The following is a 12,771-nucleotide window of genomic DNA, read 5'->3' as shown; positions in this document are numbered from 1 at the left end:
TCAATGATCCCTTCGCACTTGCAAAAACACCTTAGCACGCAGCCAGCCCCTTGACAGTCTCGGATCGTTGCCCGAGCCGGCCATCACCACTACGATTTCATGACTTGACCCGGCGGTGCCGGGCACGAAGGGACCGAGGAAACGACGATCATGGATCATGCACCGATGAAGCCCTCCTTCGACTGGGCGGACCCCTTCCTACTGGAAGACCAGCTCACCGAAGAGGAGCGGATGGTCCGGGACACGGCGCGCGACTTCGCCCAGAGCCGGCTGCAGCCGGGCATCATGGAGGCCTACCGGACCGAGACTTTCGAGCGGGGGCTGATGGAAGAGATGGGCGCTCTGGGCCTGCTCAGCCCGACGATCCCGGAAGAATACGGCGGCGCCGGGCTCGGCTATGTCTCCTACGGCCTGGTCGCCCGCGAGGTGGAGCGGGTGGACAGCGGCTACCGCTCGGCCATGAGCGTGCAGTCCTCTCTCGTGATGTATCCGATCCATGCCTATGGCTCCGAGGCGCAGCGGCGGAAGTATCTGCCCGGTCTCGCGACCGGCGCGTTAATCGGCTGCTTCGGCCTCACTGAACCGGATGCGGGCTCGGACCCCAGCGGTATGCGCACACGGGCCGTGAAAGTAGCCGACGGCTACAGCCTGTCCGGCGCCAAGATGTGGATTTCGAACAGCCCGATCGCCGACGTCATGGTGGTCTGGGCCAAGTCGGAGGCGCATGACGGCGCCATCCGCGGCTTCATTCTCGAACGCGGCATGAAGGGTCTCTCGACGCCCAAGATCGAAAACAAGCTGAGCCTGCGCGCCTCCGTCACCGGGGAGATCGTGATGGATGAGGTGATCGTGCCGGAAGAGAACCTGCTGCCCGGCGTGTCCGGCATCAAAGGGCCCTTCGGCTGCCTCAACCGCGCCCGCTACGGCATCGCCTGGGGCACCATGGGGGCTGCGGAATACTGCTTCCATGCCGCGCGGCAGTACACGCTGGACCGCAAGCAGTTCGGCCGCCCGCTCGCCGCGACCCAGCTCATCCAGAAGAAGCTCGCGGACATGGAAACCGAGATCACCCTCGGCCTGCAGGCGGCCTTGCGCGTCGGCCGGCTGTTCGACGAAGGCCGGCTGGCGCCGGAGGCCATCTCCCTCGTCAAGCGCAACAATTGCGGCAAGGCGCTGGAGATCGCCCGCACGGCGCGCGACATGCACGGCGGCAACGGCATTTCAGGCGAGTTCCACGTCATGCGCCACGCGGCCAATCTGGAGAGCGTGAATACCTATGAAGGTACCCACGACATCCACGCGCTGATCCTCGGCCGCGCGATTACCGGGCTTGCCGCCTTCTGACGCTCAGACGGCGCCAGCGACGTAGGACTTTAGCTCCTCGACTTCCATCTGCTGGGCAACCAGCCGGGCTTTGACGACGTCGCCGATGCTGACGATGCCGACCATCTGCCCCTCCTCCACCACGGGGAGGTGGCGGAAGCGGCCCTCGGTCATGATCGCCATCGCCTCCTCCACCGTCGTCAGACGAGTGATGGTGCGGACGGCGCGCGTCATGATCTCGCTCACCGGCAATTCGAGCGCCGTCGCCCCGCCGCGCGCCAGGGCGCGCACCACGTCACGCTCGCTGATGATGCCGACGAGGGCGTTGCCCTCCAGCACCGGCACGGCGCCGATCCGGCGATCGGCGAGAAGCGTACAGACGGCGGCGAGCGTCGCGCCGCCCGTCGTGCTGGCAATGTCGCGGCTCTTGCCGCGCAGAATCCTCTCGATACTCATCTCCCAGAGTCCTTGCCTGTTCGTGGGTTCTCAATGCCCACACCCATCATAGCAGATTGATGACAATCAGGGCCGAGATTGTGCCTTCACGGCGCCGAGACGGGTGCGGCGGCACGGTTTCGGTTGCCAAGACCGCCGACGATACGGTTCGATGGCCCGATCACCGAACAATGGAACCGCGCATGGCCCATCACGACATCCCCTTCACGCCGGAGACGATGATGCGCGGCGTGTTTTCCGCGGCCGTTCCGCCCGTTCTGCGGGTGGCGAGCGGAGATACCGTCTCTCTCTCCTCCCTGCCGGCCGGGGGCGCGGCTTCCTTTCCGCCGGATGCCGCGCGCGTGCCCGACATCTGGCGCCAGGGGATTGCCGCGCATCCGCGCGAGGGCGGACATTTCGTGACCGGTCCGGTCTTCGTCGAAGGCGCTCTGCCCGGCGACACGCTGCAGATCGACATCCTGGAGGCGAAGCCCTGCATGGATTTCGGCTTCGTCAGCATTCTGCCGCTGCTCGGCACGCTGCCCGAGGAGTTCGACTACGAGACCATCCATCCGCCCATCGATCATGCGCGCCAGGTGACGACGCTTCCCTGGGGCCTCGAACTGCCGCTCGACCCCTTCTTCGGCATCATGGCAGTGGCCCCGCCGGCGGCCTGGGGCGAGGTCAGCACCATCCAGCCGCGCGCCTTCGGCGGCAATATGGACAACAAGGAGCTGAAGCCGGGCACGACGCTCTACCTGCCGGTGTTCAACGAGGGCGCGCTCTTCACGGCGGGGGATGGGCATGGTGTGCAGGGGGACGGCGAGGTCTGCATCACCGCCTTGGAGACGGCCCTGACCGGCACCTTCCGCCTGACGGTGCGCAAGGACATGAAGATCCAGCGGCCTTTCGCGGAAAGCCCGACGCATCTCATCTCCATTGGCCTGGACGAGGACCTGGACGATGCGGCGAAGCAGGCGGTGCGGGAGATGGTTGATCATATCTGTCTAAGAACGAACCTTTCCCGTAACCAGGCTTATATGCTTTGCTCCCTCATCGGCGATCTGCGCGTGACGCAGACGGTCGATGGTAATAAGGGCGTCCATATGATGATGGCGAAAGACAAGCTCTGACGCCGCCGCCAAAGGGATGCGACGCCATCTGCATGGCTTCACGGGATTGAGGACAAGCGATGACGGCAGCCTCCCTCCACCGACGTGCCCTGCTGGCGGGTGCCGGCGCGCTCGCGCTCTCATCCCTGCCAGGGCGCGTGCTGGCGGCACCACAGGTCCGCTCTGATCCTTCCGGGCTCGACGCTCTTGCCCGGGATTTTAACGGCCGCATCATCCGCCCGGACGAGCCCGGCTTCACCTACGCGGCCATGCCCAACAACGCGCGCTGGGCGGATGTGCGGCCACAGGCGATTGCGATGTGCGCGGATGGTGCCGACGTCGAATGTGCCCTGGTCTGGGCCCGTGACAACCGGGTGCCCTTCGCCATCCGCTCCGGCGGGCACAACTATGCCGGCTTTTCCACCACCCGCGGGCTGCTGATCGACCTCAAGGCGATGAACCGGGTGACGCTCGATCTCGCAGCCGGCACCGCGGCGATCCAGGGCGGCGCCAACAACGAGAACATGGCCTCGGCGTTGCGCATCGGGAATTTCGCCGTGCCGTCCGGCCGCTGCCCGACGGTCGGCGCCGGTGGCCTCACCCTCGGTGGCGGCTGGGGCTTCAGCGCCACCCGCGCCGGCCTGACCTGCGACAGTCTGCTCTCGACCGAAGCCGTCCTCGCCGACGGCAAGACGCATTCCATCGACGCGAAGAGCGAACCCGATCTCTTCTGGGCTGCGCGCGGTGGGGGTGGCGGAAACTACGGCGTGCACACCGCCTTCACCTTCCGCCTACACGACGTGGGGCCGGTCACCACCTTCAGGCTCGAATGGCCGCCGGGCAAGCAGACCGAGCTGATGGTCGCGCTGCAGCGGATGCAGCAGGATCATCCGCGCAGTATTTCGACGCGCAGCAAGATCCGCCCGCAAGCGGCAGGCCGCTTCCCGTCACGGAACAGCCTGATCGTGGAAACGCTCGGTCTCTATTGGGGTCGCGAGACGGAGCTGCGCGAGGTGCTGGCGCCCGTGCTGGCGATCGCCGCGCCAAAATCTGCAGACATCTACGAGATGGGCTACTGGCGGGCGCGCGACTACCTGGCAACCGACGATCCGAACGGCCTCTACGAAATCAAGTCCCGCTACGTGGCGGGCGCGCTGTCGGCGGAAGCGATCGAAACCATGCAGAGCTGGATGACGCGCTGGCCCGGCGGTTCCCTGCGCCAGGACAATATGGGCCTGCTCTTCGCGATCGGCGGCGCCGTGCGGGACGTGAGGCCCGATGCCACCGCCTATGTCCATCGCGATTCCGATTTTCTGTTCGAAATGGAAGCGAATTGGGGCCCCATCGACAGGCCGGAAACGGTAGCGGCGCAACGCGACTGGCTCGCTGACTATGCGGCCGACATGCAGCGCTTCCTGCTGCCCCGCTCCTACGTCAATTTCCCGGACCGTGGCCAGGCCGATTGGAAGACCGCTTATTACGGCGACAACCTGTCGCGGCTGTCGGCGATCAAGCGTCGCTACGACCCGGGCAACCTGTTCAGCTTTCCGCAGAGCATTCCGCTGGAGGGCTGATGGCTCAAATCGACTGCAGCCGCCGCCGGTACCACAGTGTGCCGGCGAAGAGCAGGCCGAGGATGCCGTAGCCGATGACGGGTGACAGCAGCAGATAGCGACTGATCGGCCAGAGATAGACGAGCCAGATCATCACCGCCGTCTGGACGACGAGACCGACGCCCCAGAGCAGGGTGAGGGCCCGGAAGAAGCGCTGTCCGCGCGGGCTCGTCGCAAAATCTTCCAGCCGGGTGGAGGCATCCGCGCCTTGCCGCGCAAAGGTCGCGGCAGCGAGATGATAGATCAGCGGGCGGCGCAGGCAGAGGCTGGCCAGGAAGACGAGGCCGATCAGCCCGGTCACGGCGTTTTCGCGCAGTTGCAGGAGCTTCGGCGAACCACCGAAGGCTGTGGCGGCGACGGTCAGCAGGATGCCCGCAAGGACGACGACGCTGACCGCATCCAGCCGCCGCACCCGAATCAGCTCGACGAGGCTCCAGAGTAATGGCGGCAGGGCCGAGGCCATGAGCGCCAGCGTGTCCCCATAGCCGGGCTGGACCAGGGAATAGACCGCCCAGGGCGCAAGAATGTTGACCCCGAGCTCACCCAGGAGGTTCCAGGACAGTCGCTTCAAAGGGATCGGCGCTCCGCGGCAGGGGGAGCGGGAGATTAATCCGCGGCCGGGACGAAGAGCAACGCGCCGTCAGCGACCCCAGAGCGCGACCGGCAACCTCTTCGGGGCTTTTCCGATGCGCCTTCAGAAATCCTGCAGCGTGTAGTCGCTCGGCTCGGATGGCGCAGCGCCGCGCAGCAGTTCCACCGAGCGGCGCAATCCTTCGACGCGGGACAGCAGAACGTCCTCATGTTCGATGGACAGCCAGCCGTCATAGCCCACCATGCGCAGCCGGTAGCAAAACTCGCCCCACCAAGCGGCCGGCTGACCGAGTCCGAGCGTGATATAGCTCCAGGCGCGGGCGGGAATGTTGGTGAGCCCACCGCTTTCCAGCCGGCTGGTCAGCGCCATCTGCGGCCGGTTGAGGTAGGTGTCCTTCGCGTGGCAATGCAGGATGGCCTCGCCCAGCGCGTCGATCGCGGCAAGTGGGTCCGCCCCCATCCACAGCAGATGGCTCGGGTCGAGATTGGCGCCGACGATCGGCCCAATCTCGCGCCGCAGGCGGAGCAAGCCCGGCACGTTGTAGACGAGCTGATTGCCGTGGATCTCGACGCTGAGCTTCCTGACACCCTGAGATTTCGCGAAGGCCGCGAGATCATGCCAATAGGGCAGCAGCTTCTCTTCCCACTGCCAGCGCAGGATGGCGCTGGTCTCGGGCGGCCAGGAGGAGATGACCCAGTTGGGCGTCCGATCCTCCGGCCCGCCGGCCGGAAGACCCGACATCAGCACCACGGTATCGAGGCCGAGGGCGCCGGCAAGCCGGATGGTCTCATAGAGGGCAGCGGATTGTTCCTCCCCCTCCACCGGATGCAGCTGATTGCCATTGGCGTTGAGCGCGATGAGCTCCAGCCCACGATCGGCGAAGGCGCGCAGGAAGGCCGCGCGCGCGCCATCGTCCGTCAGCAGGCCGATGCGGTCGATATGCGGCGCCGAGGTCCAGTTGGCCGCGTTCACCTCGACCCCTTGGATGCCCAGGGATGCGGCCGTGTCCAGCATCGCCGCGAAGGGCAGATGGCCCAGACTGTCGGAAACCATGCCGATTTTCATGGGAGATCAGGCCGCCTGTGATTCGCCGCGATGCAGCTCGTGCTGCAGCGCGTCCAGCCCGGCGCCGCCTGCCATGTGATACATCAAGTCTTCGAGCGTCAGCTCGGCGCGCGGCCGGTCCAGTTCCACCTCGCCCCGCGACAGCACCATGAAATGATCGCCGACCATATAGGCGTGATGCGGGTTGTGCGTGATGAAGATGACGCCGATGCCATGCTCGCGCGCCGCCTGCGCAATGTAGCGCAGCACCACGCCCGATTGCGCGACACCGAGTGCTGCCGTCGGCTCGTCGAGGATGAGGACGCGCGCGCCGAAATGCACGGCGCGGGCGATGGCGACGACCTGGCGCTGACCGCCGGAGAGCGTGCCCACCGGCTGTTCGAGATCGACGATGTTGGTGCCCATGCGCTTGAGCTCTTTCGCCGCCGTCTCGCGCATCGCCCGCACGTCGAGCCGGCGGAAGAGGCCGGACCCCGTGCGCAGCTCGGAGCCGAGGTAGAAGTTGCGCCAGACCGAGAGCAGCGGCACGAGCGCCAGCGTCTGGTAGACGGCGGAGATGCCGAGATCGAGCGCCTGGCGCGGTGAGCTGAAGTGCATCGGCTTGCCGTCCACCGCATAGGTGCCGGAGTCGTGCATGATCAGACCGGCGATGATGCTGATCAGCGTCGATTTCCCGGCGCCGTTGTCGCCGAGGATGCAGGTCACCTCGCCCTGGCGCACGGTCAGGCTCACGTCGCGCAGAGCGCTGATATTGCCGTAGCTCTTGCCCACCTTGGTGAGCTGGATGATTTCGTTTCCGGCGTGATTGGCCATGTTACTTGCTCCGGCTCGAGGCCCGCATGCGGAGCCAGCCATTGAAGACGGTAGCGAGCAGCAGCATGACGCCGACGAAGAACATGAACCAGTCCGGATCCCAGTCGGCATAGATCACGCCTTCGGTCGTCATACCGAAGATGAAGGCACCGAGCGCGGAGCCGGCCGCCGATCCATAGCCGCCGGTGAGCAGGCAGCCGCCGACGACGGCGGAGGCGATATAGAGGAGTTCGTTTCCGATACCCGCACCCGACTGCACGGTGTCATAGGCAAAGAGCATGTGCATGCCGGTGAACCAGCAAGAGAAGCCGACGACCATGAAGAGGCCGATCTTCACGCGCTTCACCGGAATGCCGACGGCGCGCGCGCTGTCGCCCTGGCCGCCGACTGCGAAAATCCAGTTGCCCATGCGGGTGCGCAGCAGGATCCAGGTGGCGACGGCGGCGAAGAGCAGCCAGTAGACGATGGCGATGCTGATGCTGACGCCGGCGATCTTGAACTGCGAGGCGAAGATGCGATGGGCGAGGTCGAAGCCATCCATCCCCGCGATGTCCTGAGTCGCGACATTGCCGGTCACCAGCTTGGTGATGGCGATGTTCAGTCCTTGCAGCATCAAGAAGGATGCGAGCGTCACAAGGAAGCTGTGCAGCTTCGTCCGCACCAGCAGCCAGCCGTTGAGCGCGCCGATGGCGAGGGAAAAGACGAGAGCGAAGAGAATGCCGACCCAGATACTGCCGGCAATCTCCGTCGCGAACATCGAGGCGGCGAGGGAGGAGGAGGTAACGGCAACGCCCGCGCTCAGGTCGAACTCGCCGCCGATCATCAGGAGCGCCACGGCGACGGCCGGAATGCCGAGCGTCGCCGCCTGATAGAGGACGATGGAAAGGGCCGAAAGCTGCCGGAAGGGCGGTGCCATGACGTAGAAGAAGACGAAGACGAGGATGACGCCGCCGAGCGCGCCGACCTCCGGCCGCTTCATCACCTTCTTCCAAAGCGGCTGTTCGACGAGCTGCGCATGCGCCGTCCGCGCGTCTACTCTTTCCGTCACGACACTCACATGATCCTCCCCGGCCGCTTCCGGCCGATCTCACCCGATAAGGGCAGGCGCTTCAGCGCGTTCCGCCCTTCGCGAACTTGGCAACTTCCGCGGCATTTGACTTGTCGATAAAGGTCGGGCCGGTCAGAACCGGCTGACCGCCGCCCACAACATCACCGTTGATCTTGTTCAGCCACAGGAAGTCGACGGCGAGATAACCTTCGACGAAGGGCTGCTGGTCGATCGCCCATTGCAGCTTGCCCTGCTCGATGAGCTGGATCGCACGCGGCGACATGTCGAAGGTGCCGACCTTGGCATTGCTGCCTGCCATCGAAATGGCCTGCAAGGCCGTGGGTGCAAAAGGCGCACCGAGCGTCACGACATAGTCGATGGTCTTATCCTGTTGCAGTTTCGCAACCAGACGCGACTGGGTGGCCGCCATATCCGAGCCCGGGACATAGAGCACGTACATCTGGCCCTTGAAGGTCTTCTTGATGCCGTCGCAGCGCTGTTCGAGCTGCACCGCGCCCTGCTGCTGATCGACGCAGACGATATTCTTCGCGCCCTCGTTGTTCAGACGCTCGCCCACGGCTTCGCCGGCAACCGTTTCGGCCTGACCGACATAGGAGAGAAGGCCCATGTCCTTCCAGGAATCGGTCCCTGCGTTGAAGCCGATGATCGGAATGCCCGCCGCTTCTGCGGCCTTCACGGCCGGCGCCTCGGCATCGGGGAAGGCGAGGGTGAGTGCGATGCCATCGACATGCTGGGCGACGACGTTGTTGATGAGCTGCGCTTCACCCGAGGCCGTGGGGTCGGAGAGATAGAGAAGCTTCACATGGTCTTTTTTGGCCGCCGCATTGGCGCCCTTGCGAATGATGTCCCAGAAGGTGTCACCCGGCTGGGCGTGGGTGATCATCGCGAAGGTATATTCTTTTTCGGCTGCCTGAGCTGGCTTGCTGATGACGGAGGCCGTGCAGGCAATGGCTGCGATCGCCGCCGAAACCGCAGCAGTATTGCGAAGAATCTTCTTCATTATTTCTTGTCCTCTCCCATTCACGCCCGATGAGGGCGTAAAACGCCAAATTGTTCTTAGTCTTGTGACAACATTGATTGCGATGGACGCAGATTGGCAGTGTATTCGTGCCGGCACGGCCGATCGGTGCCGTCTGTACCCTCCCGACGTTCTTGATGACGCTACTGGCCCGTGGATAAGGCCATAGCCCCTGCAGCCTGTAAATCCGCTTTTGGGCTATTTCGATCAAAAATTCCACTTTTTTGGACCAAACGATTTGAAATTCCATATTTAGGCAAAATAAAGCTCCACCCAGATACAAATGTTCATAGCCATCAGAGGACTTGGGGACGCTTTGCCAGTGGTGGAGGAGTGCGCTAGCACCCGGAATTCCTCAAAAAGGGCGGCGCCGCCTGGCCGGTGGCAGCGGACCGGAGCACGAGGGGATGGCCGGGTGGCGGGCCGTCAGCCCAAAGCGGCCCGGGGGGTCGGAAAAAACCGACGGTCGGAAAGTTTTAGAAATTTCGTTCCAATTTGACCTTACCTGAAGCCGTGGCTCAGTCCTGGAGATGCTCGCGCAGGGTCGCCCCTTTATAATCGGTCCGAAAGACACCCCGTTCCTGCAGGATCGGCACAACCGTCTTGGCGAACTGCTCGTACATTCCGGGAAAGGTCGTCGGCGTCAGCACGAAGCCGTCGCAGGCATAGTCCTGGAACAGGTCAATGAGCTTGTCCGCGATCATCTCCGGCGTGCCGACGAGTTGCGGGCAGAGTTCGCTGGTGGCGAAGCGGCGTGCGGCTTCGCCCAGCGTCAGCCCCTCCGCCTGCGTCCCCTGGAGGATCACGTCCACGCTGCCGCGCGAGCCCGTCTCCACCATGATGTCGGCAAGCGGCTGGTCCGGGTCGAGCTGGGACAGGTCGAAGCCGATCTGGCCGGAGACACAGGCCATGCCGAGCTGCGTATCGACGAGGTTATTGACGTATTCGGCCTTTTCCCGGGCGATCGACTCCGTCTCGCCGATCACGCAGTCGATCGAAGGCAGCACGACGCAGCTTTCATGCGGCCGGCCGAAGCGCGTCATGCGGCCTTTGAAGTCCTTGTAGAAGGCCTGCATGTCGCTCTTCTGGTGCTGCAGCGTGAAGATGATCTCGCCCCAGCGCGCGCCGAAATCCCGCCCGCGATCGGAGCTGCCGGCCTGCATGATGACGGGATGGCCCTGCGGGCTACGCGGCACGGTGAGCGGCCCGCGCGTCTTGATCCACTGGCCGTCGTAATTCGCGTAATGCACCTTGGAGGCATCGGCGAAGATCCCCGCCTTCTTGTCGAAGACCAGCGCGCCTTCTTCCCAGGAATTCCACAGCGCCATGCAGGCTTCTACCACCTCGTCCGCCCGGTCATAGCGATGAGCGCGGCTCGGCATCTCGGTCAGACCGAAGTTCTTGGCTTCCAGCGTGGAATGCGAGGCAACCACGTTCCAGGCGACGCGGCCACGGCTCAGATGGTCCAGCGTGCCCATCATGCGGGCGATCTGATAGGGATTGAAGAAAGTCGTGGAACAGGTGAGGCCGAGACCCAGCCGCTCCGTCACCCGCGCCATCAGGGCGAGCAGCAGCGAGGGTTCGAGCAGGCAGAGCTGGCCGCCTCGGCCCAGCATCGTCTCGTAGCTGTTGTTGTAGGTGTCGTAGATGCCGAGGATGTCCGCAAAGAAGACGGCGTCGAACTTGCCGGCCTCGAGCACGCGGGCGATGTGCTCGTAGCGCTCGGGCGTGAGGATGTCGGCGACGTCGGATTCCGGATGGCGCCAAGCCCCGTGATGATGGCAGGTCGGCCCTGCCATCAAGAAGGCCACCAGATGCATCTTTCGGTCGGTCATGCTGCTCCAAACCTCGTTCTGCGCCGTATAGAGTTTTGTAAGGCAGCAAGAATGGTGCCGCTACGGGCGCGAGACGAAGCGCCGACGAGCCCAGCCCACCTGCACCCCAGCGCGCCGCCCGCCCCGGACCGAAAGACATGCGATGATCACCCGCCGCGACCCGCCGCCTCCCGAGGTCGCACCACACCGCGCCCAGCTTCGGCTCTATCGCGCAGTCGCCCGCGCCGTTCCCCTGGGCTACCGCAACAAGATCATGCTCATCGCCTTCGTCGGCACCCATGTGCCGCTGCTCGCCCTGGTGATCTTCTTCGCGCTGCGAACGGAGAATTTCGAAAGCGCCCTGCCCGCGATCGGCATCGCCCTGGTCGCGACACTCCTTGGTACGGCCCTGACGCTTGCACTGCTCAACGGCCTGCTGCGGCCGATCCTGGTGACGAGCGCAGCCGTGCGCGCCTATGTGGCGCATGGAGAGCTTCCCGCGCTGCCCACCAGCTTCAATGACGAGGCCGGGCAGCTGATGGCGGACACGGTGAGTTCGCTGACCCGGCTGGACGCCCTGCTCGAAACCCTCACCTATGTCGATCAGATCACCGGCCTGCCGAACCGGGACCATCTGTTGCGCCGGCTCGACGCCGACATCGCCGATCGCAAGGTCTTCGCGCTCGGTATCCTCGCGCTGCAAAATCTCGACGATATCCTGGCCGGTTTCGGAGAGGCCGGCGCAGTCGCGGCCCTCCGCACGGTCGCCAGCCGTCTGCAAACCAGCGCGGGAGCAGAGGCCGTCGTGGCACGGGTAGACGGCCGCCGCTTCGCCGTCACCTTCTCCCTCCGCGAGGATGCCGTCAGCCTGGAGAGCCAGGCGGAGACGATGCTGGCCAGCCTCGGCGAAGAAATACGCGATGGCGAGATGCACGTGATTCCGCTCTTCGCGATGGGACTGGCGCTGGCCCCTGAGGATGCGCGGGACGGGGCCGGCCTTCTGAACGCGGCGCAGGCCGCCGTACCGACCGAGCCCGCGACCTCTCTGGCCTTCTATACCTCCGCAAGCCAGACCTCGGCGCGACGCCAGATGGACATGCAGCACGCGCTCCGCCGCGCCGTCGACCGGCAGGATTTCGTCCTCCATTACCAGCCCGTCCTGCGCTTCGAAGCGGCGAGCGCTCTCCCCCGCATCGTCGGCGCCGAGGCCCTGCTCCGCTGGAACCACCCGGAGATGGGGCCCATCTCGCCCGCGGTCTTCATCCCGCTCGCCGAGCGGATCGGGCTGATGGACGAAATCGGCCTCTGGATTCTGGAGACCGGATGCGGCCAGCTGCGCCGCTGGGATGCCGCCGGGCTTTCACCCGTGAAACTGGCCGTCAACCTTTCGGCCCGCCAGTTCAGCGACCGCCGGCTGGTCAAGGTCATCGGCGAGTCGATCACCCGCTTCGCCCTGCCTCCACGGCGGCTCGAAGTCGAAATGACGGAGACCGCCGCCATGCAGGACCGCGCGACGACCCGGCGCGTCTTCGGCGATCTGCACGACCTCGGCGTGACGGTCGCCATCGACGACTTCGGCACCGGCTATTCGACGATGAGCCACCTGCGCGACATGGCCTTCGATACGCTGAAGATCGACCGGGAATTCGTGCGCGACGTGGATGGCTCGGCCAGCGGGCGCGCCATCTGCAAGGCGCTGGTCGAACTCGGCCACGGGCTCGACATCGAAGTGCTGGCGGAGGGGGTGGAACGGCCGGAAGAAGTCGCGACGCTGCGGCGCTACGGCTGCAGCGTGTTCCAGGGTTTCCATTTTGGACGCCCGATGCCCGGGCCGGAGTTCGAGGGCCTGTTGCGACAGCAGGCGGGGCAAGCGGGTTAGGGTCCATCGACTTTCGATCGACGCGATCCGTTCGTCAT

The 12,771-nt window shown here is 65.0% G+C and carries 11 protein-coding genes; 4 read left to right on the top strand and 7 right to left on the bottom strand.

What is annotated here, in order from left to right; genetic code table 11:
• Positions 1–150: 150 nt before the first annotated feature.
• Positions 151–1,344 carry an acyl-CoA dehydrogenase gene (locus tag ACYQ6W_RS13005; protein WP_459675790.1) on the top strand — a complete coding sequence of 398 codons (1,194 nt, stop codon included), beginning with the start codon at positions 151–153 and terminating at the stop codon, positions 1,342–1,344.
• 3 nt (positions 1,345–1,347) lie between these two features.
• Here the strand turns inward: ACYQ6W_RS13005 and ACYQ6W_RS13000 are convergent, their stop codons facing one another.
• Complete coding sequence (locus tag ACYQ6W_RS13000) at positions 1,348–1,779, bottom strand: CBS domain-containing protein (RefSeq protein ID WP_459675789.1); 432 nt, start codon at positions 1,777–1,779, stop codon at positions 1,348–1,350.
• A gap of 182 nt (positions 1,780–1,961) precedes the next feature.
• Between ACYQ6W_RS13000 and ACYQ6W_RS12995 the strand changes: the two genes are divergently transcribed.
• Positions 1,962–2,891: an acetamidase/formamidase family protein gene (locus ACYQ6W_RS12995; protein ID WP_459675786.1), complete on the top strand. Its 930-nt coding sequence runs from the start codon at positions 1,962–1,964 to the stop codon at positions 2,889–2,891.
• A gap of 59 nt (positions 2,892–2,950) precedes the next feature.
• The gene (locus tag ACYQ6W_RS12990) at positions 2,951–4,444 is read left to right on the top strand and encodes an FAD-binding oxidoreductase (protein WP_459675784.1); all 1,494 of its coding nucleotides are present in this window, start codon (positions 2,951–2,953) and stop codon (positions 4,442–4,444) included.
• 4 nt (positions 4,445–4,448) lie between these two features.
• On the opposite strand, the gene ACYQ6W_RS12985 is transcribed toward ACYQ6W_RS12990, so the two are convergent.
• The 6 genes from ACYQ6W_RS12985 to ACYQ6W_RS12960 all read right to left on the bottom strand — a co-directional run bounded on the left by ACYQ6W_RS12985 (position 4,449) and on the right by ACYQ6W_RS12960 (position 10,875).
• On the bottom strand, positions 4,449–5,054 hold the full coding sequence (locus ACYQ6W_RS12985; RefSeq protein ID WP_459675783.1) for a VC0807 family protein: 606 nt from the start codon (positions 5,052–5,054) through the stop codon (positions 4,449–4,451).
• A gap of 123 nt (positions 5,055–5,177) precedes the next feature.
• A complete protein-coding gene (locus ACYQ6W_RS12980; RefSeq protein ID WP_459675780.1) occupies positions 5,178–6,128 on the bottom strand; it encodes a sugar phosphate isomerase/epimerase family protein in 951 nt (316 codons plus the stop codon).
• Positions 6,129–6,146: 18 nt separating this feature from the next.
• On the bottom strand, positions 6,147–6,953 hold the full coding sequence (locus tag ACYQ6W_RS12975) for an ATP-binding cassette domain-containing protein (RefSeq protein WP_459675779.1): 807 nt from the start codon (positions 6,951–6,953) through the stop codon (positions 6,147–6,149).
• Between the two features lies 1 nt (position 6,954).
• A complete protein-coding gene (locus tag ACYQ6W_RS12970) occupies positions 6,955–8,010 on the bottom strand; it encodes an ABC transporter permease (RefSeq protein ID WP_459675778.1) in 1,056 nt (351 codons plus the stop codon).
• Between the two features lie 52 nt (positions 8,011–8,062).
• Entirely contained in the window at positions 8,063–9,139 is a 1,077-nt protein-coding gene (locus ACYQ6W_RS12965; RefSeq protein WP_459675777.1) for a substrate-binding domain-containing protein, read from the bottom strand.
• A gap of 419 nt (positions 9,140–9,558) precedes the next feature.
• On the bottom strand, positions 9,559–10,875 hold the full coding sequence (locus ACYQ6W_RS12960; protein WP_459675776.1) for an LLM class flavin-dependent oxidoreductase: 1,317 nt from the start codon (positions 10,873–10,875) through the stop codon (positions 9,559–9,561).
• Positions 10,876–11,017: 142 nt separating this feature from the next.
• Between ACYQ6W_RS12960 and ACYQ6W_RS12955 the strand changes: the two genes are divergently transcribed.
• Entirely contained in the window at positions 11,018–12,733 is a 1,716-nt protein-coding gene (locus ACYQ6W_RS12955; protein WP_459675774.1) for a putative bifunctional diguanylate cyclase/phosphodiesterase, read from the top strand.
• The last annotated feature ends 38 nt before the right edge of the window (positions 12,734–12,771 follow it).

The sequence above is a fragment of the Acidisoma sp. 7E03 genome, from assembly GCF_054665075.1.
This window is presented reverse-complemented; position numbering and strand designations above follow the sequence as displayed.

What these genes read in the sequence shown, in the direction of transcription:
- ACYQ6W_RS12975 (WP_459675779.1), bottom strand. Translation starts at nt 6,953, where the DNA reads ATGGCCAATCACGCCGGAAACGAAATCATCCAGCTCACCAAGGTGGGC.
- ACYQ6W_RS12960 (WP_459675776.1), bottom strand. Translation starts at nt 10,875, where the DNA reads ATGACCGACCGAAAGATGCATCTGGTGGCCTTCTTGATGGCAGGGCCG.
- ACYQ6W_RS13005 (WP_459675790.1), top strand. Translation starts at nt 151, where the DNA reads ATGGATCATGCACCGATGAAGCCCTCCTTCGACTGGGCGGACCCCTTC.
- ACYQ6W_RS12980 (WP_459675780.1), bottom strand. Translation starts at nt 6,128, where the DNA reads ATGGTTTCCGACAGTCTGGGCCATCTGCCCTTCGCGGCGATGCTGGAC.
- ACYQ6W_RS12955 (WP_459675774.1), top strand. Translation starts at nt 11,018, where the DNA reads ATGATCACCCGCCGCGACCCGCCGCCTCCCGAGGTCGCACCACACCGC.
- ACYQ6W_RS13000 (WP_459675789.1), bottom strand. Translation starts at nt 1,779, where the DNA reads ATGAGTATCGAGAGGATTCTGCGCGGCAAGAGCCGCGACATTGCCAGC.
- ACYQ6W_RS12990 (WP_459675784.1), top strand. Translation starts at nt 2,951, where the DNA reads ATGACGGCAGCCTCCCTCCACCGACGTGCCCTGCTGGCGGGTGCCGGC.
- ACYQ6W_RS12995 (WP_459675786.1), top strand. Translation starts at nt 1,962, where the DNA reads ATGGCCCATCACGACATCCCCTTCACGCCGGAGACGATGATGCGCGGC.